This is a genomic window from Eubacterium sp. F2, assembly GCF_046244355.1.
In the GTDB taxonomy this organism is placed as follows: domain Bacteria; phylum Bacillota; class Clostridia; order Peptostreptococcales; family Anaerovoracaceae; genus Aminicella.
Window position 1 is genome coordinate 457,333 of record NZ_CP176393.1, and the last position, 25,749, is coordinate 483,081.

A 25,749-nucleotide genomic window follows, 5' to 3' on the forward strand; every position below is an offset into this window, starting at 1 on the left:
CTTACTCTCCCCACTTCAGTCTGATGACGCGCTCGATGTCGTTCGTAATGAAGCTGGTCGGTCCGAGATTCTGATCGAACTTGACGCCCAGGTCTATGTCCGGCACACGCGGATAGGTCAGAACTTCACCGATACGGCTCAGGGTCATCTTACGCTCGTATGTCTTCTGATATTCCTCTTCCAGCACTGTCCAGATGTTCAGCGCATTCTCCAGGCAGACTCTGGAATACTCATAGCCCGTCTCAAAATCGCCGTTTCCGATGAACTGCGGCTTGATGTAAGGCAGGATCAGATTGACCGATGGGTTTCTGCCCAGGCCCAGATATTCCTCCGTCACCTCGATGCTGTCGCCGCCGATAAACGGGTAGCAGTCCCGCTCATTCAGCCACAGACTCAGATTCGGCACGAAGTAGGCGCTCTCGGCCTTTACATTGCTCTGCGCCATCATATCCATGGCATTTCCGGTCATGACCGCAACCAGCACCTCGTGGATATCCACACCGACCTTCCGCAGGATCGGCAGCAGATTGCGCATGCGGTGGCCCTTATGCAGCAGGTCGTCCACCAGAATCACCGGTTGATTGAAGGACTTGATCATCTTCGCCTGATTCTCCATCGAAGAGTAATTTCTGGCCTCGCGGATCTTGAAGCCCTTGACCGTACGGTTGAAATACTTATCCAGATTCAGTGACTTGGTGACCGTGTTCGGCACAACCACGTCGCCCAGCGTCTTCCCGAACGGCACCAGCATGTAAGGACCCTTCGGACTTCTGCCCTGGATCACCGATACACCGTTGATGTCCGCCACCTTCCGGATGATCTTATAATGCACGGCACTCGTGTTATAGGACAAAATCAACTCGCCAGGGTAAACCTTGGTAAGGACGCCGAGCAGGTTCCGGTGAGCCGTGTCGATGGCTTCCAGCACACGCGGATTCCGGTTGAACGGGTCCTTGATGACGGTTTCCACGTCACGGAAAATCACCTTTGGTTCATGCATGTCGACGGCGTAGATCGGCGAGTGGTTCGGCGGCGCGATATTAACAAAGCCCTGCTGGATCAGCAGTGCCTTGATTTCCTTGGTCAGGCCCGCAGGATCCACAGGATCGTAAACCGCGTAGGTGAAGTCGCGCTCAATCAGCGCGGACAGAATTTCTGTCAGCACCATCTGTCCCACGTTGGAAATCTCCCCTTGGTCTTTTGCGAACAGAAAACCGATGACAGCGATGTTTCCGCCTGCTTCTTTACGGATATGGGCGGAAATCTGCGAATCCTTGAATTCATCCAGAAGTTCTCTGGTGCCGATGCGGTGCGCGGCGGCGTAGGCGGCCATTTCCCGCTGTTCGCCTCCGGCGGCCTCAATGTACAGGGAGCGGACCCGGTCATCTTCCAGATATTTTTCCAGCTTCTGCTCATCATAGCCCATCTGCTGAAGCTCGTCCATAATCGGCCAGATGCTCTCCACGCCTCTGGACTTGAAGGATCCCATGCCGATTTCTCTGGCTTCCAGCACATGTTTATAAGCCGGCTCTCTCAGGTAGAGGCCCTTGTCGTAGATGAAGTTCTGCGCAACCGGGTCGATCAGGTTGGAGATGTCTCTGTGCATGTCGACATTCTCGCGGATCCTGCTGGAACTGATATCTTCATAGAACTTATCCAGCTTCAGGTGAATGACCTCTCCCTGGATTTTCTTTTCGTTCTCGTTCTCCATCTCTTCACTCTGCGGATTCTCATCGGTTTCACGCTCGAAGGCAATGTGATTGATGGTGTGAATGCTGTCCGGCTCCGGATCTTTTCTGTAGGCAGACGCGTTGCGGATGACATCGGTTCCGACGGCAATGTACAGTTCCTTGTCTCTGAAGAGCTTCTTCAGGACGTACAGATCGTCCGGATTGGCGATGTTGACGGAAATATCGTCCGGGAAGGGATAAATTCCCTCTTCATCGGCGACGGACATGTTCATGATCCTGCGGCGCAGAAGGCGCGGCTGGGTGTGCTTGGACCAGGAGAATTCATCGATGGCCAGGTAGACATCGAATCCCATATCACGGATCTGGCAGGCAACCGCCTTGTGCCCGAGGCTGAACGGGTCAAAGGTTCCCGGATAGAAAGCGACTTTCTTATGCTTCTTAAATTTAAACGGGGTCTTTCCCAGCTCCTTATAGGACAGATAGCGGTAGATATGGTTCAGTACCGCAGAATCACTGTAGAAGTCCAGAAGCTCGCCCTCGTCCTCCATCAGCAGGCAGAGGAGTTTTCTCGCTCCGTGGGTAAAGAGCTGATCCCGTTCCTTTTCTCCCATGTTCGGTCCGGCAAAAATATATTTTCCGATGCAGCGGAAGGCCTCGCGGCTCAGTCCTCTGTCATAGTGCGCATATCCTCTGAGCAGGATTCCCAGAAGCCGGCGTCTGCGCGCGTCATGTTCCTTTTCTGTTCCGCCCGCGTGTGCAACGAACTCTTCATAATGATCCAGAACGACACCGACGGTATCCATAATCGACTTTGCGACCGCCGTGCTTTCCTCAACGGCACTCTGCTCCAGCATTTCGATCATCTCATCGAATTCCTTTTCCGGAAGCAGGATCGCCGTCCGTCCGAGATATTCCGGAACATAGGTCGCAAACTGGCGGTCTCCGATATCCAGACCGTTGTACAGCTCAATCGCAAGTTCGTTCACCTGCGAAGACGGCATCTTCCGGATAACCGACAGCAGCGCATTTCCTGCCGCCTGACGCACCGCCGCCCGTTCGCTGACCTTCAGCAGGTTGACCAGATGGGTTCCGATATGCAGAAAGGCTCCGTTCCGGTCGTTATTTCTGAGGGCAAACTCCCGCATCAGTTCAATGTTTGCTACTTTTACGCCCCAGTGGACGCCCATTTTCAGGTCATCCAGGAAGAGCCGGCTCTCCGCTTCCGCAAATTCTTCATCTGATTCCGGAAGCTCCATAATTTTCAGAAGCTTCTTCCAGTAAGATGCATTGTCCATATCTTTAAACAGATGCTGCTGGGCTTCCAGGGCAAAAACTCTCAGCTGGCGGTTCTCGGAACGGGATGCCTCGCGAATGAAGGCGCCTGCCTGCGCAAGAAATTCCCTGCTGCAGTCTCTTTTGTCCAGAACCAGCAGGGCCTGGAGCAGGTTGACCCGGACTTCATCACTGTAATCCTCACTGGCATAGTAAGGAAGGATCTCCTCCAGAAAATCGCCCTTCTGTTTCTCTGTGCAGCCGCTCATCAGGCCCTCGATAAAAGCCCGGAGGCTGCTGCCTACCCACAGCTTGTGCTGATCGGTGAAACGCAGGTCCGGACGGATTATCATTTCCAGATACTGATTGAGGAGGGTGAGGTTGGTAATTTCCTTGCCCGGGAGGACAACGCCCTTCGGGAGCTCCTTCGTGTACAGTTCATTATAATTGGCAACGATTCTGCCCATCAGTCTCGCGGACTGGGTGCGGATATCCTCTTCTCGGTGGAAGAGAAGCTCATAGAGGAAGTTCAGGGTCAGCAGCTCCTGGTGCTCCGACATGTAAGTGGAGTACTCCTCCATGATATTAATGTAGGTCCTGACATTTTCCCAGTTCTGCTCACTTCTGGCCGCCTCGATCAGGCTGGTGAACTTCGCATCATCATAGAAAATGCTCATCATCCGGATATTGTGACTGAATGCGCTGAATTTGAACTGACGGATAACCTCCCGTCCCTCCAGCATGGCGGCCTCTCTGTGCATCGGAACCGGTTTTCCCTCCGGCTGATAGGCGTACATCGGATCCAGCACAGTTCTGACGCCCAGCGCATGCATATAGTCCTCAAAATCCGCCAGTTTCGCGTAAACCTTGCGGTATCTCTGTTCCTTCGCAGCGTCCACATTATCCAGTTTATTCAGAATAACATCGAAGGATTCCTTCAGGCTGTAGAAGTGAACCACTTCCTTTCCATCATCGCCCCGCGTGCTCTTTACGCGGAAGTCCGAATAGATCAGAAGCAGGGATTCGATCGACAAATTTTCAAGTTCAAGATCCCAGACGGAATGATTCGCTGCGATATGTCCGATGGATTCCAGACCGAATTTCCTGTAGCAGATGTCCGTATAATAGTAGTGCAGATATGGGACACGCTTTTCATCATCGCCCCGGCAGCCGTATTTTCCGATATCGTGGCCCGCTGCGGCTCCGGAAATCAGGCCCAGATCCACCGGTTCGCCGACAGCGGCAAGCTGATAGGCCATGTACATGGCAACCCAGTGAACGCCGCCGATGTGTGCCAGGGCATCAAACGGTGTGATCTCGGAATGGATACGCATCATTTCATAAATGTAGTATTCTTTTGCGACCTGCAGCATCTTGACATAGTCCTGCGTATAGCCGTTTTTCTTTACGTTTTTCAGCGAAAGAACGTGAAAGTCAAAATGCGGATCGAACCGCAGATATTTTCTTTCCATGTGGAACTGGCTGCGCAGAACATTCAGCAGAAAGAGGATGCCGGTTTTCTTTTCTTCCAGATTTTCCGGTTCCGGCTCACCCGGAAAGATACCGGACAGCACGTACTGCACCGCATCTTCCAGCCACTGTTTCTCTGAATATCCCTGCATGCAGCTGATTCCGCACGCTGCAATATGCCGCATCGTCCGAAGGCAGGAAAATCTGCCGTGAGAATCTGCGGATGACGCCAGACGGGACGCCAGATTGCGCATCGGTATATCCAGAATACTGATGTGCGCAAGCTCCATATTGCTCTGTATCGTCTGTTCCATCTCAATCGATGTATATCCATTCCACTTCATTCTGCACTCCTGACTGTTTTAGGATTTAAAAATACACTGTGAACATTCCAGTCCGGCTTCCGTTACCGCGCATCCGCCGAGCGCGGTCTCTCTCAGCGCCGCCGGCAGTCTTCTTCCCACGTCGTACATTGTGTCAATCATCTGATCCAGCGGAATCAGCTGCTTATTTCCCGCAAGCGCGATCTCCGCTGCCACCAGAGCATTCGCGGCTCCGGAAGCATTGCGGTTCTGGCAGGGATATTCCACCAGTCCGGCGACCGGATCGCAGACAAGGCCCAGCATATTCATCAGCACGGTAGACGCCGCGTCTTCACACTGCTCCGGTGATCCGCCTTCAAGCTCTGTTACAGCCGAAGCCGCCATCGCGGCAGCAATTCCGATCTCCGCCTGACATCCGCCCACGGCTCCTGCAACGGTTGCATTTCTCATGGCCAGATAGCCGATGGCTCCCGCATTAAACAGTGCCTGTACCATTTTCTCATCAGAGACCTTTTTCTCTTCCTGATAAGCCAGGAAAACTCCCGGCACTACGCCGGAAGATCCGGCCGTCGGAGCGGCAACGATCAGTCCCATCGAAGCGTTGACTTCCAGTACGCCCATGGAATAAGCTGCTGCGCGGTTCATGATCCCGGGAAAAATGCTTTTTCCGTTTTCCGCCAGTTTATGGAGTCTGCTGCTCTCTCCCCCAATGATTCCGCCCATGGTTTTCACTGGTTTTTCGATCGCACGCCGGGCTGAATCTTTCATAATCTGATAGACCTCCGTCATTCTCTGCGTGATTTCCGCATCGTCCGCACCGGTAAGGTCGTGTTCTCTTCTCTTCATTGCCTCAGAAATCGTCAGATTGTTCTCTTCACAGACCTGAAGCAGTTCTTTCGCATTCTTAAAGTCCATTCTTTACCTCCTATGGTTCGACAATCATGACGTCTTTTACATTCTCATTTTTCAGAATTTCATCCCGGACACTCATTGGAACGTGTTCATCCGATTCTACGATTGTATAGGCCGTCTCATGCTTGGATTCTCTGAACAGTCTCATGAATGCGATGTTTACGCCCAGATCACTGAGGCATTTGGTAATATGCGCCACAACCCCCGGATAATCTTTCTGGATTACGATCACCGTACTGTACTCTCCGGTAAAATCAACGTCCACGCCGTTGATCTTTACGATGCGCACCTTTCCGCCTCCGATGGATTCCCCCCGGATCGTCATGACGCGTCCGGATACTCCGGTCATCTTGATATCCGCCGTGTTCGGATAGATATCTTCAAGCTTGTCATTCGGAATAAAGCTGTACTTCAGACCGCGCTCATCAGCGATTTTAAAGGAATCCCGGATTCTCTCGTCATCAGTATTAAAGCCCATGACGCCTCCCAGAAGCGCGCGGTCCGTACCGTGACAGCGATAGGTTTTTGCAAACGACCCGTACAGGGTAAATTCCACTTCCTTCAGCGGCTCACCCATCATTTTCTGAGCCAGAAACGCAATCGAATCCGCACCCGCCGTATGTGAGCTGGACGGTCCGATCATATTCGGTCCCAGCACGTCAAACACACTGATTAATGACATTTTCTACCTCTTTCTAACTTCTTCTGCAGTGAATTAAATGCCGTATATTCTGACTGTGTGTATACACAGTTGTCCCCTTTTATTCCCCTCTTCTTAGATTACTCTGAACTGATGCGCTTGACAAGACACAAAAAAGGGGCCGCTTTATCCGCGTGCCCCTTTTCTGTATATTCTTCTCAGCCCATGATGCCTTCAGCTGATGAATTGTCATTTATCCGGCAGCCGGCTCTGACGTAGTCAGATATTCCGCTGTCTTACTTGCTCTGGATGTATTTGTCGATTCCTGCAGCAGCAACTTTTCCGGCTCCCATGGCCTTGATTACTGTAGCTGCTCCGGTTACTGCATCTCCGCCGGCGAAGATTCCCGGATGGGAAGTCATTCCGTTCTCGTCGACATCAATTCCGCCCTTCTTGGTCGGTGTGATGTTGCTTGTCGTGTCGCGGATCAGAGAGTTTACTCTGGTTCCCAGAGACATGATGACGTAGTCGCAGTCGATGACAAACTCAGATCCTTCAATAGGAACTGGTCTTCTTCTTCCGGATGCATCCGGCTCACCGAGCTCCATCTTGATGCACTTGATTCCGCATACGTTTCCGTTCTCATCGCCCAGGATCTCAATCGGGTTGGTCAGGAAGTGGAAATCAATTCCTTCTGCCTTTGCGTGCTCGAACTCTTCTGCTCTTGCCGGAACTTCCTTCTCGGAACGACGGTATACCAGCTTGACCTCTGCGCCCATTCTCTTTGCGCAGCGGGAAGCATCCATAGCAACGTTTCCTGCTCCGACGATAACAACGTGCTTCGGACGTGCGATCGGTGTGTCATAATCATCGCGGTAAGCCTTCATCAGGTTGATTCTGGTCAGATACTCATTCGCGGATACAACACCGACAAGGGACTCACCCGGAATATTCATGAACATCGGCAGACCTGCTCCTGTACCTACGAATACAGCCTCAAAGCCTTCCTCATCCATCAGCTCTTCAACGGTGATTGCCTTTCCGACAATCGCGTCGGTAACAAAGTTAACGCCCTTGGCAGCAAGCTTGTCAACTTCTGTCTGTACGATTTCCTTCGGCAGACGGAACTGAGGGATTCCGTAAACCAGAACTCCGCCGATCTTATGCAGAGACTCGAAAACGGTAACTTCATATCCCTTATTTACCAGGTCTCCTGCAGCCGTCAGTCCTGCCGGGCCGCCTCCGACAACGGCAACCTTATGGCCGTTGGAAGGAACTTTATCGATTTTCTCATCGCCGTGATGAGCTTCATGCCAGTCTGCTGTGAATCTCTCCAGACGTCCGATTCCAACAGGCTCGCCCTTGATTCCTCTTACGCACTTGCTCTCGCACTGGTTCTCCTGCGGGCATACACGGCCGCAGACTGCAGGCAGAGAGTTTGTCAGTGTGATTTCTTCATATGCACCTTCATAATCCTTGTTTACAATCTTCGCGATGAAATTAGGAATATGAACGTTTACCGGACATCCGTCCACGCAAGGATGGTTCTTACAGTTCAGGCATCTCTGCGCTTCATCCAGTGCCATTTCTTCTGTATATCCAAGAGCAACCTCTTCGAAATTCTTATTCCGGACGTTTGCCTCCTGTTCCGGCATCGGATTCTTATCAGCTCTCATATTAGGCATTCTGACGTACACCTCCAATCAGCTTGCAGACATGCTGTCTGTCATGTGCTTCCTCTTCTGCGAATGTTTTACCTCTCTTGATCAGCAGATCCCAGTCAATCTTGGCACCGTCGAAGTCCGGTCCGTCTACGCAGACGAATCTGCTCTCGCCGTCAACGATGCAGCGGCAGCCGCCGCACATACCAGTTCCATCGACCATGTAGGTTGCCAGAGATGCAACAGAAGGAATTCCGTAGTCTTTTGCAATTCCGCATACGAACTTCATCATAACAGCCGGACCGACTGCAACGATCTCATCGTATTTCTCACCGGCGTCCAGAAGAGCCTTCAGCTTATCTGTTGTGAAGCCCTTTTCACCATAGGTTCCATCATCCGTAACCATATGTACTTCATCGACACCTGCACGGAACTCATCCTCAAGGATAACGATATCCTTTGTCTTGAATCCGCAGATCATCGTAACATGAATGCCATGCTTATGCATTCCGATTGCAAGCGGATAAGCCAGAGCGTTTCCTACTCCTCCGCCGACAATGCAGACTCTCTTCAGGCCGTCCATCTTAGAAGGCTGACCAAGAGGTCCTACAACATCTGCCAGACAGTCACCGACCTGGAGCTGCTCCAGCAGCATAGTCGTTCTTCCAACTGTCTGAACGATGATATCAATTGTGCCTTCCTTCTCATCATGTCCCGCCATGGTCAGTGGAATTCTCTCTCCGTGCTCATCTACACGAAGAATGATGAACTGTCCTGGTTTCGCGTGTCTGGCGATCAGCGGCGCATAAATCGTATACCAGTTGATGGTATCGTTCAGCTGCCTTTTTTTAATAATTTCAAACCTTTTCACCGCAAATCCTCCTATGTGTATTTTACGTTGAGTGAAGTCCCTTATTCATATAATTATAGCCTAATAGATTGAATTTGATAAGCACCGGAATACGAAAAGCCCACATTTCCATACTCCCGCGCAGAGACTCCCTTCATAGTTATCCAACCTATCCTATATTATACGCTAATTGATAATTTTATGTCAATTATATTTGTAAAAAAAAGGAGCCAAATTTACTTTGACTCCTTTTTTCATTTTTACAGGTAAGCAATTAACTGCTTATCTGCTGCTTTTCATATCTATCAAGACTACTTGGAAGCCTTTGCAGTCAGCTCTTCATAACGAGCCTTTGCGTCAGCCTCAGCCTTGTCAAACAGCTTCTCTGCTCTCTCCGGGAACTTCAGAGTCAGGGAGTTGTAACGAACCTCTCCCATGATGAAGTCTCTGTAGCTCTCTGTCGGAGCCTTGGAATCAACTGTCAGGCCGTTCTTTCCTTCTGCAACCAGTTCAGGGTTGAATCTGAGCAGATCCCAGTAACCGGACTTAACAGCTGCCTTAGCCTCTTCCTGAGCCTTAGCCATTCCTCTCTTGATACCATGGTTGATGCATGGGGAGTAAGCAATGATCAGGGAAGGACCATCGTAAGCTTCAGCTTCCTTGATAGCCTTTACTGTCTGATTCATGTCAGCACCCATAGCAATCTGTGCTACATAAACGTAGCCATACTGCATCATGATCTGAGCCATGTCCTTCTTCTTAACTGCCTTACCAGCAGCAGCGAACTGTGCAACAGCTCCCATTGGTGTGGACTTGGAGGACTGTCCGCCTGTGTTGGAGTAAACCTCAGTATCGAATACGAAGATGTTTACGTTCTTGCCGGAAGCGAGGACGTGGTCAACTCCGCCGTAACCGATATCATAGGACCAGCCGTCTCCGCCGAAGATCCACATGGACGGCTTTCTCAGCATGTCTGCATTGTCAACGATGAACTTGGCATCCGGATCGTCGAGCTTAGCGCAGTCAGCAGCAAATGCCTCGCCAGTTGCCTTGGAAGCATCTCCGTCGTTGAATGTGTCGAGCCAAGCCTTAGCAGAAGGAACCTTGTCAGCCAGTCTCTCAGCAGCGTGCTTGCACTCTGTTCTTCTAGCCTCAACAGCTACTTCCATACCAAATCCGAACTCAGCGTTATCCTCGAACAGGGAGTTGCCCCATGCAGGACCGTGACCCTCTTCATTTACTGTGTACGGTGTGGACGGTGCAGAGTTACCCCAAATGGAGGAGCATCCTGTAGCGTTTGCAATGTACATTCTGTCTCCGAACAGCTGTGTGATCAGCTTAGCATATGGAGACTCTCCGCATCCCGGGCAAGCTCCGGAGAACTCGAGGAGCGGCTGCTCGAACTGGGAACCCTTTACAGAGTACTTGTTGAACGGCAGATCCTTCTTGGATACGTTCTTGAATGCATAGTCGAACTTCTTCTGGTTGTTTGCAACGACTTCATCGTCAGCCTGGGTCATTGTCAGAGCCTTAGCCGGGCAAACCTGAGCGCAGGATCCGCATCCTGTGCAGTCCAGAGCGGAAATTGCGATTGTGAACTGCAGGTCGTCAACGCCCTTGCCGTTCAGCTTCTTGGCATCTCCGTTCAGAGGCTCAGCTTCCTTAGCTGTCAGTGCGAACGGTCTGATTACACCGTGCGGGCAGACGAAGGAGCACTGGTTGCACTCGATACATTTAGCAACATCCCAAACCGGAACATCAGCAGCGATTCCACGCTTCTCATAAGCAGCTGTACCAGCCGGCTCAGATCCGTCCTGAGTATCCATGAATGCGGATACCGGAATGCTGTCTCCGTCCATAGCACCCATCGGAGCGACGATGTCGTTCAGGAATGCTGTCATCTTATCATCACGTCCAACAAGCTTAGCCGGAGCCGGATCATCCTTAGCGTCAGCCCAGGAAGCCGGAACCTCAACCTTATGAACGTTCTTGATTCCTTCTTCAACTGCTGCGCAGTTCATGTTAACGATCTTCTCACCCTTACGTCCGTAAGTCTTCTTGATCGCGTCCTTCATGAACTTCTCTGCATCGTCGATCGGAATAATGTTAGCGATCTTGAAGAATGCAGCCTGCAGTACAGAGTTTGTTCTTCTTGCGCCCAGACCAACCTTCTTAGCGATGTCTACAGCGTCGCATGTGTAGAAGTTGATGTTGTGCTGAGCCAGATATCTCTTAACCTTTCCTGGCAGGTGCTCTTCCAGCTCCTGATCATTCCATACGCAGTTCAGCAGGAAGGAACCACCGTCAACGACATCCTCAACCATGTTGTACTTTGTGAGGTATGCACTGTTATGACATGCTACGAAGTCAGCCTGCTTTACATAGTATGTGGACTTGATCGGCTTGTCTCCGAAACGCAGGTGGGAAATTGTAACACCACCGGACTTCTTGGAGTCATACTGGAAGTAAGCCTGTACCTTCTTATCTGTGTGGTCTCCGATGATCTTTACGGAGTTCTTGTTAGCTCCTACAGTACCATCAGAACCAAGTCCCCAGAACTTACATGCAACTGTTCCTTCCGGAGCTGTGTTTGGATAGTGGCTCGGTGTGAGGGACAGATGTGTAACATCATCGTTGATGGACAGTGTGAACTCTTTCTTCGGCTCAGCAGCTGCCATGTTCTCGTAAACAGCAAGGATGTCTCCCGGCTGAACGTCCTTGGAACCAAGTCCGTAACGGCCTCTTGTGATCTCGCAGTTTGCAAACTCTGTTCCGTTCAGAGCAGCTACGACATCCAGGTACAGCGGCTCGCCGACTGTTCCAGGCTCTTTTGTTCTGTCGAGAACAGCGATCTTCTTAACGCTCTTCGGCATAACTGCTGTCAGATACTTAGCGGAGAACGGTCTGTACAGATGAACCTCAACGATACCAACCTTCTCGCCCTTAGCCGTCATATGGTCGATCAGCTCTTCAGCAGCTTCACATACGGAACCCATAGCTACGATAACGCGGTCAGCATCCGGAGCACCATAGTAGTTGAACGGCTTGTAGTCTGTGCCGATCTTCTCATTGATCATCTCCATGTACTTGTTGAAGATGTCCGGTGTCTCGTTGTAGCTTGTGTTAGCTGCCTCACTGTGCTGGAAGAATGCTTCCGGCTGCTCAGCAGATCCGATTGTGTGCGGATGGTTAGGATTCAAAGCGTGATCCTTGAATGCCTTAACTGCATCCCAGTTAACCATGTCTTTCAGAGTGTCATAGTCCCAAACATGAATCTTCTGATACTCATGAGATGTTCTGAATCCATCGAAGAAATGCAGGGTTGGCAGATGTCCGTCAATTGTTGCCAGATGAGCAACTGCAGCCAGGTCCATTACCTGCTGAACACTGTTGGATGCCAGCATAGCGAATCCTGTCTGACGTGTTGCCATAACGTCGGAATGATCTCCGAAAATAGAAAGCGCGTGAGTAGATACGGCTCTTGCAGCTACGTGGAATACTGCAGGAACCTGCTCAGCAGCGATCTTGAACATGTTCGGAACCATCAGCAGCAGTCCCTGAGATGCAGTGAATGTTGTGGTGTAAGCACCAGCAGACATAGCACCGTGTACAGCACCTGCAGCTCCGGCCTCGGATTCCATCTCTACGATGTTTACCGGCTCACCGAAAATGTTCTTTCTTCCCTGAGCTCCCCAGTTATCCATGTTCTCAGCCATTGGTGAGGACGGTGTGATTGGGTAGATGGCAGCGACTTCTGAGAACGCAAATGCTACATGAGCGGCAGCAGCGTTACCATCCATTGTCTTCAGCTGTCTGTTATCAGCTGATACATGCTTGTTGTCCATAAAAGCACTCCTTTCAAATTATCACAAATCCACCGAGACGCGAATGCATGGCAAGACACAGCAATAACCAAAGATTCCTCCTGTGAGGAGGTCTCTCTGACCGCCATGATTCACCCCGATAGGATTTTGTATACCCATAACTTGATTCTACTCTTAACCATTCTTAAAGTCAACAATTTGACAGGCGTTTTCTGGATTTTGTATACCCAATTCTGTTCATTTTTGAATACATTCAGCCGACAAGCCTTTCTACCTTTACTTTATTCCGCTTCTTTTCTTTACATCTATTTTTATTCGTCCTGTATCATTTCTATGCACATTTTGCCGGGTGCCCACATATTTTCAGCTTCATCGGGCCTCTTGCCTGTCCCTTTTGACAAAAGAAAACTGGCATGTGTAATAACCCTTTAATTGGGTATGAAAATAGCATAGTTCATAAAAGCATTCAGACACAGCAATAATAAAATTGACAAAAACAATAAAACTATATGGCGATTTATAGATTCAGTATATCGGACGGGAGGTCCGCATGATTTATAATGAAAGCAGAAGAAGGTCTCCATACTGCCATTCTTCTGGAAACCATGGCCGGAAAAGGCAGTGAAGTCGGACGTACATTTGAAGAACTGAAAGCAATTATCGATGCAAGCCGCTATGGAGATAAACTGGGCGTTTGCTTCGATACCTGCCACGTATGGAATGCCGGCTACGACATTGCCGGAGATCTGGACGGCGTGCTGGATGAATTCGACCGGATTCTCGGCCTCAGCCGTTTGAAAGCCGTCCATTTTAATGAAAGCATGAACGACCGCGGCTCCCATAAAGACCGCCATGCGCGGCTGAAAGAAGGCCATATCGGCCTGGATGCCATGAAACGCATCGTTCAGCATCCGGTTTTTCAGGATAAGCCATTTATTCTGGAGACCCCGAATGAAGATGCAGGGTATAAAGAAGAGATTGCGCTGGTCCAATCTTGGATGGAATAAAAAAATAAACGGAGCTGCTGCACGAAGCGAACAGTTCCGTCTACGTTGGTGCGTCACGGGAGACTCGAACTCCCAACCTTTTGATTCGTAGTCAAACACTCTATCCAATTGAGCTAGTGGCGCAAGCGATTTCTTTATCGCACTTCCTTAGTATAAGGGATAACACCCGGATTGTCAAATATTTTTTCCCTTCTCGTAAAGTTTTCTTTTCTGACCATAGAAAGAGCCGGACGAATCCTGCTGTCACGAGCAGAAATCCATCCGGCTTCCGGCAGTCTGCCGATTATTTCATCGTGTAATCGTAATGCTCTTTCAGATTTCCTCTGCGGTAGGCGTCAACCAGCTGCTTCAGATCTTCAATGTTCTGTACCAGATCAGCGCCCTGGTCCGTGTCCAGCACCATCATTCTGGACGGCAGCGTCTCTACAGTCTGCATAACCGGTGAATGGAACACCTGAGTTCCATCCGGCTGCAGCGGGCTGTACGGCTTATGCTGCGCCAGCGCCATGAATCGGGAATTGAAAATGAATGTATATCCGGCAATTCCCGTCTGTTTCTGATAGGCCTTGGAAATTCCGCCGTCGATGACATACAGCAGTCCGCCGCCCTTGACCGGGCTTTCTCCATCCTTGATTTTAACAGGAACATGTCCGTTCAGGATCTTAGAAGTCTTCGGGTCCAGGCCGAACTCACGCAAGATTCTCTCGCACGGCGCTTTCTGCTCGCGGAGGTGGTAATACGGACGCGTCGGCTCCTTATGAGATGTCTTGTCCGCGATAAACAGACGCTCGAAGGTGGTCATCTTTTCTTTGCCGAACAACGGAGAATCCTTTCCTTCCCACAGATACAGCATCAGGTCTCCAGGCCGTCCGCTTTCCTCGGATTCATCAGGGCTGAAGAACTCCAGACGGACCTGCTTGTCAAGATGGTCGAATAATGCCTTGCCGCTGTAAGATTTTCCGTTAAAGGTGAGCGCGATGAAGTTTCCCTTCTCGTCCATAGGAACGCAGCCATGATACAGCAGATTTCCGTTGCACTTGGTGTACAGCGCGCCGTGGCTGAACAGATAGCGGATGTGACGCTGCAGTTTGGTGGAGTTCAGAATGGATGCCTCCAGCGAGTTCATGACGAACCGTTCGTCATCCGTCAGCTCGTACGGGTTTTTCGGGTCGACCGTCGGCAGGTTTGTGTCGCGCATCGGCCAGGCTTTTCCTTCTACCTTGACTGTTCCCTTGTCAAAATCTATTTTGTCAAGAAGAAGACGTTTATCCATCTCGTATTCCGGGTGGCGCTTGATCAGCTGGCCCTCTGCCTTGAACTGGATGATGGAGATGGCCTTGTGCATCTTGGCTGCAAGTTTTTCATCAACCGGGTCATATTTATTTCTGTCAAGCAGATGCGGCTTGAAGGCCGTGCACGGGTCGTCTCCATAGACTTTCTCGGCAAAGGTCGCCAGCGGACGCAGGTTGATTCCGTATCCGATTTCCAGCATATCAAAGTTGTTGTAGCTGATGTTCATTCTGAGAATGTTCGCGATGCAGGCCCAGTTTCCGGTTGCCGCGCCGATCCATACGATGTCGTGGTTTCCCCACTGGAAATCAACATCGTGATAATTCATCAGGAAATCGAGAATATAGTCCGGGTGCGCACCACGGTCAAAAATATCACCGATGATATGGAGCTGGTCAACGGCCAGGCTGCTGATGGCATCGGCCAGTTCGATAATGAAGGTCTCTGCCAGTCCGCACTCGATGACGGAACTGATAATCTCGTTATAATAATGGGCCTTGTTCTCCTCATCATCTGCGTGGAGCAGCTCGTCCATCGCGTAGTCCAGGTACTTCGGCAGTCTGTGACGCACCTTGGAACGTGTATACTTTGTCGAAACGGAGCGGCAGATCGTGATCAGACGGTAAATGACGACCTTGCACCAGTCATCAAAGTCCTCCGGTGATTTTTTTCTTCTTTTGATTTCTGCTTCAGCATTGTAAATCAGAGAAGCAAGATCATCACGGTCTTTCTCACTCAGAATTCCGGAATAATGCTCATCAATCTTCGCCTTGATTGTTCCGGATGCGCTCTTCAGCATATGAATAAATGCCTCATGTTCACCGTGCAGATCGCTGAGGCAGTATTCCGTTCCTTTCGGAAGCGCAAGAATCGCTCTCAAGTTGATAATTTCAGCCGATGCGGCCTGAATATTCGGATAATCCTTGGAAAGAAGCTCCAAAAATTTAATATCCGCCATAACACCCTCCATCCTTTCTTCAGCATCCACTGTTCTCTTCACAGCGCCCGCAGGACTGTATATTTCCCAGACGCTGCTGCACCCTGTTTCCGCGGTCAGGATCTGCAGTCTGAAAACCAGAAAGCAGACTCATTCCCGCTGCGGATTCCGCAGGGTATTGCCAGATATATCTTACATCAATCTGATTAAATTTACATCCATTTGACACAGAATCAGGCTTCAGCATTACGCTGAAGCCTGATTTACTTTTCTTTATCAGTCGTCAATTTTCAGGATATTTGCACCCAGTCCTCTGAACTTCTCGATGAAATGCGCGTATCCTCTTTCAATATGATAAATCTCGGAAATCTCTGTTGTGCCTTCCGCGACAAGGCCCGCGATGGCGAGCGCAGCTCCGGCACGAAGGTCGGTAGCAATGACCTGTGCTCCTTCCAGCTTTTTGGCTCCCTGGATTTTTGCACGGTTTCCGTCGATCTTGATATTCGCGCCCATACGGTTCAGCTCTGCAACATGCATGAAGCGGTTCTCAAAAACCGTTTCTATGACCGTGCTGGATCCCTTTACCGTAGTCAGGAAAGCCATGAACGGGGACTGAATGTCCGTCGGGAATCCAGGGTAAGGCAGTGTCTTGATATCCGTAGAAGTCAGTTCCCTGCGGTCTCCGGCAACGAACATGCCGTCATCACCGATTTCCACATCGACACCGCATTCTCTCAGCTTTGCGGTAATCGGTCGGATATGATCCGGTACCACGTTGTGAACCAGAACTTCTCCTCTGGTAATTGCAGCGGCAAGCATATATGTACCTGCCTCAATACGGTCCGGAATAACGGTATGTGATGCTCCGTGAAGCTTCTCCACACCCTCGATCTTGATCTGATCCGTTCCAGCGCCCTTGACCCTTGCGCCCATCTTATTCAGGAAGTTGGCAAGGTCGACGATCTCCGGCTCTTCTGCAGCATTGATAATATACGTGCTGCCTTTTGCCAGAACAGCTGCCATCATGATGTTTTCCGTTGCTCCGACGCTCGGGAAATCCAGATAAATGCTGTTTCCGATCAGGCCGCCGGCAGGTGCCGTTGTCTCTACGTAATTATCCTTCAGAACAACTTCCGCGCCCAGAGCCTTGAATCCCTTCAGATGCAGGTCAATCGGACGTGCCCCGATCGTACATCCGCCCGGAAGATGAACTCTTGCTTTTCCGGTTCTGGCCAGAAGCGGCCCCATAACCAGGAAAGATGCTCTCATTTTGCGGACCAGTTCATAGTTTGCGATATAGTTATTCAGTCCGGACGCGTCAATTTCCAGCACATTTTTATCGATCTCAGATAACCGGAGTCCGAGAGATGACAGGATTTCTTTCATAACCCGGACATCTCTGAGTTCCGGAACGTCTGAAATCGTGCAGACATCCTCCGGAAGAATTGCAGCCGCCATTAACGGCAGAACTGCGTTTTTTGCACCGCTGATATTCACTTCTCCATGCAGCGGGTCACTTTTCTGTACCAAGAATTTAGCCAATTTACGTCTCCACCTTTATTATCCGCTACAGCTGCTTCAGTTCTTCAATACATTTTTCGCATACACATTTTCCATGCACTGTGCGGATATTATTCACTTCACCGCAGAAAATGCAGGTCGGCTCATATTTCTTGAGCATGATGTACTGCCCATCCACGAATATTTCCAGCGAATCATTGGTCTGAATTCCGAGATTCCTTCTGAGTTCTACTGGGATGACCACTCTGCCCAATGCATCTACCGGCCTGACGATTCCTGTTGCTTTCATTCTACTCTACTCCTCAACTGTTACGAACCTCTCCGTTCGCTTTACTTATCCTTATGCTCTTCTTTACGATCTTTTACATACTGCGCAGCATTCGCCGCCGCTTTTGCAAAATTGGTTACAGCAGCCAGAAGTCCCTGATGGCCCTTAACGGCCTTGGAAATATCTGAAGCGGCCTTCTGAACATCGGTAATGATGTCATTCAGATCCGTCGCGCGGTCGGCTGCGACCCCGGTGATTTTGGAAGCATCCTCTGTGATGTCATTTACGTTACGAACCGTCTTAAGCATATTTTTTACAAGAACGATCAGGTAAATAAGCAGCACAAACAGTGCGATAAGCACCAGATAAACCAACGCACTTTTAACATTAATCGTAATCATAAGAGTCCTCCCTCAAAACACGCATGGGATATTATACCAATTTTTATCTGTCGTTTCAATTAGAAATTCAATTGCATTCAATTGTATATCGAATTTCTCTCAAGCATTGGAATTTCCGCCTTCATCCGATTCCGGAAATTCCCGCTCGTAAATTTTTCTCATCTGTCTTGTATAGTTTCCTGCCTTATCCCGAACGGCAAGCTGCGGAAAAACATTCAGTTCGACGCCTCCGCCCTTTACCATATGAACCAGAATAATGTTCGGCTTCTCTCCTTCGTGGCCGCTTACCATCTGCAGATCTTTCGCTTCCAGGCGGAAGTTTCGTCCCTCTGCCAGGATGTCTACGAGCCGCTGAGGCCGGTGAACCATGAACAGATCGCCCTTTTCCTTCAAAAGCCGGGCGGCAAGTTCCAGGAACATGGCAAGATCGGCTGTCGTTTCGTGTCTTGCCAGTGCCTTTGCCGACGCCCTGCTGACTGCACCGCTCATTCTGCGGGTGTAGGGCGGATTGGACGTGACCGCATCAAAGCTTCCTCTGAATTTCTTCCATACTGCTTTTCCGCCCTCTTCCTCCGGTGCTTTCATCTCCGTGAGAACATCAGACACATCGGCATGCCAGATCTGTATTCTTTCAGGCATTCCGTTGAGCACAGCGGTTTCTTTTGCAAGCCGTACGTTATTTTCCTGAAATTCTATGCCGTGCAGGTCCGGAATCTCTGTCTTATGAGAAAGAATCAGCGGAACGATTCCATTTCCGGTTCCCAGATCCATCAGCTTTTCCGGTTTTCTCCTGTTCCTTTTCAGGATATCCGCAGTAAATCCGGCCAAAAGCACTGCATCCACACCGTAGCAGAAGGCTTCCGGATCCTGAATGATCTTCAGATCACCAAAACCTGTCTCGTCCACTCTCCGCGTCATGACTGCTCACCGGAATCAGCGGAACTGTTCTTTTCAGAAGACGATCCGGCGTTTTCCGTTCTTCCGTTTTTCTGGCCGCCGTTTTCCGGCTTTCCGGCTCTTCCGTTCCGATGTTCTCTGCGGCTGTGTTCACCATGCTTTGCGCCGTTTTCCGGCTTCCTGTTTTCGTCCTTCTCATCAAAGGAAAAACTCTGGAAGACGACTTCGGTCTTTTTATGTTCTTTCTTTTTGTTTCCGCCGTTCTGTGAATTCCTTCTTCTTCCGGAATTCTGGCGGGATTTATTTCTCCCGTTTCCTTTTCCTGAAGCGGATTCTCCGTCCCGGTCTCTGTTCGTATCCCGTTTTCTGTGAGCATCGCGGTTTTCACGGTTCTTTTCCGGTGAAGATCCATGCTTTCTGCGGTGTTCGTGTTCTTCTTTTGCAGCTTTTTCCGGCGCGGCTTCAGGGCTCTGGGCCTCTTGCACGTCAGCTTTTGTCCCCTCCTGCGAAGCGGCCTCACCGGAAGCTTCCTCCGCCTTCTCCTCATCTGTCTGCATATGGTGGCACTTTCCCTGGCAAGGGCACTTCATCGCCGGATTCTGTTCCTGATTTCCCGGCTTTCCGCCATTTCCTTTCTTTCCAAGGCGCTCCAGTTCGTCCTTCTCAAAAGTCAGGATCTCGGAGTTCAGTTTCTCGCGGCCATTGTCATCTTTCTCACCGGTAAACATGCGGACTTTCACGGTTCCGCGCAGAATGTTGGTTTCGATGACCTTTCCGACTTCATCGCCGACACGGACGCGCTCATTCACCTCCGGCATGCCCTTCCGAAGTTCCTGATAGGTGCTGTTCTCATACTTCAGGCAGCACATCAGGCGTCCGCAGACGCCGCTGATCTTGGTCGGATTCAGAGACAGATTCTGCGTCTTCGTCATCTTGATGGAAACCGGCTGAAAATCCGACAGCCAGGACGCACAGCAGAGCTCACGTCCGCAGCAGCCAATTCCTCCCAGCATCTTCGCCTCATCACGGACACCGACCTGACGCAGCTCAATGCGCATCTTGAACACACTGGCGAGATCCTTGACCAGATCACGGAAATCCACTCTTCCGTCCGCCGTAAAGTAAAAGATAATCTTGTTATTATCAAAAGTAAATTCCACATCAATCAGCTTCATATCCAGATGATGCTTCTTGATTTTCTCGCGGCATACCTCCATGGCATGCCCCTTCTTTCCTTCATTTTCCTCGTGGCGCTGAATATCCGCCTCATCGGCGATGCGCACGACCTTCTTCAGCGGATGTGTGATATCCGATTCCTGAATCTCTGCCGAACCCATCGTAACCCGTGCAAACTCCATTCCGCGCGCCGTCTCGACGATTACACCGTCCCCCTGCTGCAGCTGCAGCTCGCCGGGATCGAAATAGTACATCTTTCCATTTTTCTTGAACTTGACCCCGGTAACTTTTACCATTGTTTCATCCATATATATGTTAATCTCCCATTCTTCCTGATGGCCTGATGATCCGCTCCATCTGAATCACCAGATGGCGGACCGCGTATTTATAGGAAGCGTTCCTCTGAACCGCCCGCCGTGTTTTCTCAATCGCGGAAACAGCCTCTGCCAGCTGCCGGACCGACATGAAATCACAGCCGTGCCGGATAAACTGTTCCATCACACGCTCCATTCCATCCAGCAGTGTATATGCATCCGTTCTGGAATGCACCGCCTGATCCAGCCGCTCCTTAATATCGAAAAAATACTTTTCTTCTCTGATCATCTCAACCAGTTCCGATGCTGCAGTCATATTCTCTTCCTGCAGGTCCGGATCTGCAATCAGACGGACCTTTACGCACCTGGACTGAATCGTCGGCAGCAGAAACTCCGTATTTTCCGACAAGAGCATAATGATTGTCCCCGGATACGGCTCCTCCAGCGTTTTCAGAAGACGCGTCTGCGCGCGCATGGTCATGCTGTCCGCGCCGGAAATCACGGCAATATTCCGCTCCCCCTCCGACGGCCTGGTCTTCAGATGATTCTGGAGTTCCTCAATCTGGGCGTCACGCACAGAAAGCACCTTACTCTTATTCCCGGACGCCGATGTCGGTTCGACGACATACAGATCCTCATACGAACCGTGTTCGATGCGTCTGCAGGTCAGACACTCCCCGCATCCTTCACCCCTCTTTTCAGGACAAAGAGCAGCCTGCGCAAGAGCAAGAGCAAATCCCATCTTGTCCATCGTATGATCTCCCTCGATCAGATATGCATGAGAAAGCATCTGGTGTACAATCGCACTCTGAAGATGCGCTGCCGCGTTTCCGTATTTTCTGTATTCCGATAAACCCATACCCGGTTATTTCCATCTTTCCATTGTTAATCTCTGTATTTCCGCCTGAATATCCTGAACATCACCAGACCCGTCAAGAACACACATCCTTTCCGGTTCCCGTTCAGCAATCTTCAGATATCCATCCCGTACACGCTGAAAAAAGACATCTTTCTCCGCTTCCAGCCGGTCCGGCTCAGCCTGATCCGTCACACGTTTTCTGCCCGTGCCGACCGGCACATCCAGCAGAAAAGTCAGATCCGGAAAGCATCCATTCACCGCAGGTCTGTTAATCTCCTCAACCATACTTCCCAGCTGCCTTCCAAAAGCCTGATAGGCAATGCTGGAATCCAGAAAACGGTCGCAAATCACCGTAACACCACAATCCAGCGACGGGCGGATCACCTCCTGAACCAGCTGGGCGCGGGAAGCCGCATAAAGGAACATTTCCGCCCGGTCAGAGATCACATTGGCCCTGTCGAGCAGAATGTTTCGAATTTTTTCTCCTGCAGAAGTACCACCCGGCTCGCGCGTCAGCAGCACATGATGACCATTTTCCTCAAGATAGTCCTTCAAAAGCGAGATCTGCGTTGACTTTCCAGACCCGTCAATTCCTTCAAAAGTAATAAACATGCCAGTCAAAAATTTATCCTCTATTTCGTGTATCGGGAAATCAGCCCGACAAGATATCGAATCAGCACAGCGAACGGAAAGCAGACTACAAAACACAATATCACCTTAAAAAAAGTCATCCTGCACACCTGCCTTTCCAGAATAAAACGCATAGAAACACGTTTCATATACTGCCAATATATCTACCAATAAAATACGCAGCTGCCTGACGACAGCATAAAATGTTTTACATATCTTTCCAGATAAATACCGCTGTGATATTATATCATATCCTGGCAGACCTGACAAAGATACAAATAAGAGCCCAACCTTTCCAAGACGCTGAAGTGTCGGTCAGGCAGCCAGAAACCTTGTTGTCGTCTGACTTATCGTTTGACGGATAGACAATAACACAAAAGCCGCCGACCTTTCTGGTCAGCGGCTTTCTGAAACCGGCGGCGTCCTACTTTCCCAGGCGGTCTCCCACCAAGTATCCTCGGCGCTGGGGAGCTTAACTTCTGTGTTCGGGATGGGTACAGGTGTGTCCTCCCCGCCATCACGGCCGGATTTCTTCTTTGAAGACTTGCGTGCCTTCAAATCCAAACAAAATGCTCCTCTCACTCTGCTCTGCCTTTTCCTTTTCGCGGCCTTCCGGCCAAGCTTTCGGTTGATTAGTATCGGTCAGCTCAGGATGTCACCATCTTTACACCTCCGACCTATCGACGTGGTAGTCTCCCACGAACCTTACCTTACGGGGGAGATCTATTCTTGTGGCGGGCTTCGCACTTAGATGCTTTCAGCGCTTATCCCTTCCCCGCGTAGCTACCCGGCTATGCTCCTGGCGGAACAACCGGTACACCAGAGGCGAGTCCGTCCCGGTCCTCTCGTACTAAGGACAGCCCCACGCAGATCTCCAACGCCCACAGCGGATAGGGACCGAACTGTCTCACGACGTTCTGAACCCAGCTCGCGTACCTCTTTAATGGGCGAACAGCCCAACCCTTGGGACCTACTCCAGCCCCAGGATGAGACGAGCCGACATCGAGGTGCCAAACACCCCCGTCGATGTGAACTCTTGGGGGGTATCAGCCTGTTATCCCCAGGGTAGCTTTTATCCGTTGAGCGATGGCCCTTCCACTCGGTACCACCGGATCACTAAGCCCGACTTTCGTCCCTGCTCGACCTGTATGTCTTGCAGTCAAGCTCCCTTCTGCCTTTGCACTCTTCGCGCGATTTCCGTCCGCGCTGAGGGAACCTTTGGGCGCCTCCGTTACTCTTTTGGAGGCGACCGCCCCAGTCAAACTGCCCACCTGCCACTGTCCCGGTACCGGTTTACGATACGCGGTTAGAACCCCAACACTGCAGGGGTGGTATCCCAACGATGGCTCTGAGTATACTGGCGTACGCTCTTCTCAGCCTCCCACCTATCCTGTACATGCAGCGCCGAGGCTCAATATCAGGCTGCAGTGAAGCTCCATGGGGTCTTTCCGTCCTGCTGCGGGTAGCCGGCATCTTTACCGGCACTACAATTTCACCGAGTCCATTGTCGAGACAGTGCCCAGATCATTACGCCTTTCGTGCGGGTCGGAACTTACCCGACAAGGAATTTCGCTACCTTAGGACCGTTATAGTTACGGCCGCCGTTTACTGGGGCTTCAGTTCCGTGCTTCGATTGCTCTGACACTTCCCCTTAACCTTCCAGCACCGGGCAGGCGTCAGCCCCTATACTTCAGCTTTCGCTTTCGCAGAGACCTGTGTTTTTGGTAAACAGTTGCCTGGGCCTTTTCACTGCGGCTTGCTTTCGCAAGCACCCCTTCTCCCGAAGTTACGGGGTCATTTTGCCGAGTTCCTTGACAATGGTTCTCTCGCTCGCCTTAGGATTCTCTCCTCATCCACCTGTGTCGGTTTGCGGTACGGGCACCTCAGTCCTCGCTAGCGGCTTTTCTCGACGGCGTGAATGTCACTGCTTCCGGATCATTCTCCTCCCCATCACGACTTGGTTCCACACCTGCGGACTTCCCTGCAGCTGCTCCCTCATCGCTTGGACGTACTCAACCAACGGTACGCTCAGCTCATCCTTCCGTGTCCCCGCTTCACTCAAGCAGACCTCGGTGGTACAGGAATCTCTACCTGTTATCCATCGCCTACGACGCTCGTCCTCGGCTTAGGCCCCGACTTACCCTGAGTGGACGAACCTTCCTCAGGAAACCTTGGATTTTCGGCGGGCAGGATTCTCACCTGCCTCTCGCTACTCATGCCAACATTCTCTCTCCTGCACGGTCCACGATCGCTTCCGCTCTCGCTTCTGCCTGTGCACGATGCTCCCCTACCATAATTTCTTATCCGCAGCTTCGGTATCAGACTTTAGCCCCGTTTATCTTCGGCGCAGAGTCACTCGACTAGTGAGCTATTACGCACTCTTTGAATGAATGGCTGCTTCTGAGCCAACATCCTAGCTGTCTGTGCAACCCCACATCCTTTTCCACTTAGCCTGTATTTTGGGACCTTAGCTGACGGTCTGGGCTGTTTCCCTTTCGACCATGAAACTTATCTCACATAGTCTGACTCCTGCAGTTGATACTCCGGCATTCGGAGTTTGATAGTTTTTGGTAACCGGTGAAGGCCCCTCGAACATTCAGTGCTCTACCTCCGGGTATCATCGCTGCAAGGCTAGCCCTAAAGCTATTTCGGGGAGAACCAGCTATCTCCGGGTTCGATTGGAATTTCACCGCTATCCACACGTCATCCCAACCTTTTTCAACAGATATGAGTTCGGCCCTCCATGCCCCTTTACGGGCACTTCAGCCTGCACATGGATAGGTCACCCGGTTTCGGGTCTACAGCATACGACTTTCGCCCTGTTCAGACTCGGTTTCCCTTCGGCTCCGCTGCTCCAGCAGCTTAACCTCGCCGCACACCATAACTCGTTGGCCCGTTCTACAAAAAGTACGAGGTCACTTTCGCTCCCTCCGATTGTAGGCATAAGGTTTCAGGTTCTATTTCACTCCCCTCCCGGGGTCCTTTTCACCTTTCCCTCACGGTACTGTTCTCTATCGGTCACTGGGTAGTATTTAGGCTTGGAGGGTGGGCCCTCCTGCTTCAGACCGGGTTACACGTGTCCGGCCCTACTCTGGATCCTCATCTGTGAAGACTGCATTTCAAGTACGAGACTCTTACTCTCTCTGGTGAGCATTTCCATACTTCTTCCTCTATACATTCTTCATCCTTTATGAGTCCGCAACCCCAGAGACAAGTCTCTGGTTTGGCCTCTTTCCCGTTCGCTCGCCGCTACTTGGAAAATCGATGTTTCTTTCTCTTCCTCCGGGTACTTAGATGTTTCAGTTCCCCGGGTTCCCTCGTAATGAGCTGTCTTTCTCACTCATCCGTATCCTGTCATTACACAGGATGGGTTTCCCCATTCAGAAATCTGTGGATCAGCGGATATGTGCTCCTCCCCACAGCTTTTCGCAGCTTGTCACGTCTTTCTTCGGCTCCCAGTGCCAAGGCATCCACCTTATGCCCTTTTTCGCTTGGCCTCTTTGGCCCGCGTTTGGTTCGCTTTCGATCTTTGTCAATTTACTCTTGATCTTTTGCTTTCTGGCTCTCGGTTGAAATCGTAGATTACCCTTTTCACCATATTTCTATGCTGATATTGATATTCTCGATCTCTTTTCTATGATGCATTGTTTGATTCGCATTTTGTTCGGTTTTCAAGGTACATGCGGATCTTTCTCTTTCGATGAAGATCCGTGGTGGAGAATAAGGGATTCGAACCCTTGACCCCCTGCGTGCAAAGCAGGTGCTCTCCCAACTGAGCTAATTCCCCATAAAACTCATAGACAGAA

Annotated in this window: 14 protein-coding genes, 2 tRNA genes, 2 rRNA genes and 1 pseudogene; 1 reads left to right on the plus strand and 18 read right to left on the minus strand. The window is 50.6% G+C overall.

The genetic code is table 11. The features are described from left to right. Position 1: 1 nt before the first annotated feature. The 6 genes from ACI77B_RS01825 to nifJ form a co-directional block, all read right to left on the minus strand. Positions 2-4,777, minus strand: a complete 4,776-nt coding sequence (locus tag ACI77B_RS01825) for a hypothetical protein (RefSeq protein WP_409337117.1) — start codon at positions 4,775-4,777, stop codon at positions 2-4. Positions 4,778-4,795: 18 nt separating this feature from the next. Next, the gene (gene sdaAA, locus ACI77B_RS01830) at positions 4,796-5,671 is read right to left on the minus strand and encodes an L-serine ammonia-lyase, iron-sulfur-dependent, subunit alpha (protein ID WP_409337118.1); all 876 of its coding nucleotides are present in this window, start codon (positions 5,669-5,671) and stop codon (positions 4,796-4,798) included. 10 nt (positions 5,672-5,681) lie between these two features. Continuing rightward, positions 5,682-6,350 (minus strand): L-serine ammonia-lyase, iron-sulfur-dependent subunit beta, encoded by a 669-nt coding sequence (gene sdaAB / locus ACI77B_RS01835; RefSeq protein WP_409337119.1) that lies wholly within the window; start codon positions 6,348-6,350, stop codon positions 5,682-5,684. Between the two features lie 254 nt (positions 6,351-6,604). After that, positions 6,605-7,993 carry an NADPH-dependent glutamate synthase gene (gene gltA / locus ACI77B_RS01840; protein ID WP_409337120.1) on the minus strand — a complete coding sequence of 463 codons (1,389 nt, stop codon included), beginning with the start codon at positions 7,991-7,993 and terminating at the stop codon, positions 6,605-6,607. Further along, entirely contained in the window at positions 7,986-8,840 is an 855-nt protein-coding gene (locus ACI77B_RS01845) for a sulfide/dihydroorotate dehydrogenase-like FAD/NAD-binding protein (RefSeq protein ID WP_409337121.1), read from the minus strand. Before ACI77B_RS01845 ends, gltA begins: the two co-directional genes overlap by 8 nt. A gap of 290 nt (positions 8,841-9,130) precedes the next feature. After that, positions 9,131-12,664 carry a pyruvate:ferredoxin (flavodoxin) oxidoreductase gene (gene nifJ / locus ACI77B_RS01850; RefSeq protein WP_409337122.1) on the minus strand — a complete coding sequence of 1,178 codons (3,534 nt, stop codon included), beginning with the start codon at positions 12,662-12,664 and terminating at the stop codon, positions 9,131-9,133. A gap of 539 nt (positions 12,665-13,203) precedes the next feature. On the opposite strand from nifJ, the gene ACI77B_RS01855 reads away from it, so the two are divergent. After that, positions 13,204-13,650, plus strand: coding sequence for a deoxyribonuclease IV (locus ACI77B_RS01855; RefSeq protein WP_409337123.1), 447 nt, complete (start codon positions 13,204-13,206; stop codon positions 13,648-13,650). A 46-nt stretch (positions 13,651-13,696) separates the two neighbouring features. Here the strand turns inward: ACI77B_RS01855 and ACI77B_RS01860 are convergent. From ACI77B_RS01860 to ACI77B_RS01915, 12 genes and pseudogenes are all read right to left on the minus strand, one after another. Further along, positions 13,697-13,773, minus strand: a tRNA-Arg gene (locus ACI77B_RS01860). A 160-nt stretch (positions 13,774-13,933) separates the two neighbouring features. Continuing rightward, the gene (locus tag ACI77B_RS01865; RefSeq protein WP_409337124.1) at positions 13,934-15,898 is read right to left on the minus strand and encodes a fructose-1,6-bisphosphatase; all 1,965 of its coding nucleotides are present in this window, start codon (positions 15,896-15,898) and stop codon (positions 13,934-13,936) included. A 255-nt stretch (positions 15,899-16,153) separates the two neighbouring features. Continuing rightward, on the minus strand, positions 16,154-17,419 hold the full coding sequence (murA, locus tag ACI77B_RS01870; protein WP_409337125.1) for a UDP-N-acetylglucosamine 1-carboxyvinyltransferase: 1,266 nt from the start codon (positions 17,417-17,419) through the stop codon (positions 16,154-16,156). Between the two features lie 25 nt (positions 17,420-17,444). Continuing rightward, on the minus strand, positions 17,445-17,687 hold the full coding sequence (locus tag ACI77B_RS01875; protein WP_409337126.1) for an AbrB/MazE/SpoVT family DNA-binding domain-containing protein: 243 nt from the start codon (positions 17,685-17,687) through the stop codon (positions 17,445-17,447). A gap of 41 nt (positions 17,688-17,728) precedes the next feature. After that, positions 17,729-18,067, minus strand: a complete 339-nt coding sequence (locus tag ACI77B_RS01880) for a hypothetical protein (protein WP_409337127.1) — start codon at positions 18,065-18,067, stop codon at positions 17,729-17,731. A 99-nt stretch (positions 18,068-18,166) separates the two neighbouring features. After that, the gene (locus ACI77B_RS01885) at positions 18,167-18,985 is read right to left on the minus strand and encodes a tRNA1(Val) (adenine(37)-N6)-methyltransferase (protein ID WP_409337128.1); all 819 of its coding nucleotides are present in this window, start codon (positions 18,983-18,985) and stop codon (positions 18,167-18,169) included. 686 nt (positions 18,986-19,671) lie between these two features. Then, positions 19,672-20,436 (minus strand): annotated as a pseudogene (locus tag ACI77B_RS01890) (PSP1 domain-containing protein); the annotation flags it as partial. 19 nt (positions 20,437-20,455) lie between these two features. Continuing rightward, positions 20,456-21,313 carry a hypothetical protein gene (locus ACI77B_RS01895; RefSeq protein WP_409337129.1) on the minus strand — a complete coding sequence of 286 codons (858 nt, stop codon included), beginning with the start codon at positions 21,311-21,313 and terminating at the stop codon, positions 20,456-20,458. 6 nt (positions 21,314-21,319) lie between these two features. Next, entirely contained in the window at positions 21,320-21,925 is a 606-nt protein-coding gene (tmk, locus tag ACI77B_RS01900; protein WP_409337683.1) for a dTMP kinase, read from the minus strand. Between the two features lie 429 nt (positions 21,926-22,354). Further along, positions 22,355-22,471: ribosomal RNA gene (gene rrf / locus ACI77B_RS01905) — 5S ribosomal RNA — on the minus strand. 84 nt (positions 22,472-22,555) lie between these two features. Further along, positions 22,556-25,440 (minus strand): 23S ribosomal RNA (locus ACI77B_RS01910). A 214-nt stretch (positions 25,441-25,654) separates the two neighbouring features. Next, a tRNA-Ala gene (locus ACI77B_RS01915) sits at positions 25,655-25,730 on the minus strand. Positions 25,731-25,749: the final 19 nt, after the last annotated feature.

Excerpts from the sequence above, each read along its gene's own strand:
- ACI77B_RS01825 (WP_409337117.1), bottom strand. The coding sequence starts at position 4,777 with ATGAAGTGGAATGGATATACATCGATTGAGATGGAACAGACGATACAG.
- sdaAA (WP_409337118.1), bottom strand. The coding sequence starts at position 5,671 with ATGGACTTTAAGAATGCGAAAGAACTGCTTCAGGTCTGTGAAGAGAAC.
- sdaAB (WP_409337119.1), bottom strand. The coding sequence starts at position 6,350 with ATGTCATTAATCAGTGTGTTTGACGTGCTGGGACCGAATATGATCGGA.
- gltA (WP_409337120.1), bottom strand. The coding sequence starts at position 7,993 with ATGCCTAATATGAGAGCTGATAAGAATCCGATGCCGGAACAGGAGGCA.
- nifJ (WP_409337122.1), bottom strand. The coding sequence starts at position 12,664 with ATGGACAACAAGCATGTATCAGCTGATAACAGACAGCTGAAGACAATG.
- ACI77B_RS01855 (WP_409337123.1), top strand. The coding sequence starts at position 13,204 with ATGAAAGCAGAAGAAGGTCTCCATACTGCCATTCTTCTGGAAACCATG.
- ACI77B_RS01865 (WP_409337124.1), bottom strand. The coding sequence starts at position 15,898 with ATGGCGGATATTAAATTTTTGGAGCTTCTTTCCAAGGATTATCCGAAT.
- ACI77B_RS01875 (WP_409337126.1), bottom strand. The coding sequence starts at position 17,687 with ATGAAAGCAACAGGAATCGTCAGGCCGGTAGATGCATTGGGCAGAGTG.
- ACI77B_RS01880 (WP_409337127.1), bottom strand. The coding sequence starts at position 18,067 with ATGATTACGATTAATGTTAAAAGTGCGTTGGTTTATCTGGTGCTTATC.
- ACI77B_RS01885 (WP_409337128.1), bottom strand. The coding sequence starts at position 18,985 with ATGACGCGGAGAGTGGACGAGACAGGTTTTGGTGATCTGAAGATCATT.
- ACI77B_RS01895 (WP_409337129.1), bottom strand. The coding sequence starts at position 21,313 with ATGGGTTTATCGGAATACAGAAAATACGGAAACGCGGCAGCGCATCTT.
- tmk (WP_409337683.1), bottom strand. The coding sequence starts at position 21,925 with ATGTTTATTACTTTTGAAGGAATTGACGGGTCTGGAAAGTCAACGCAG.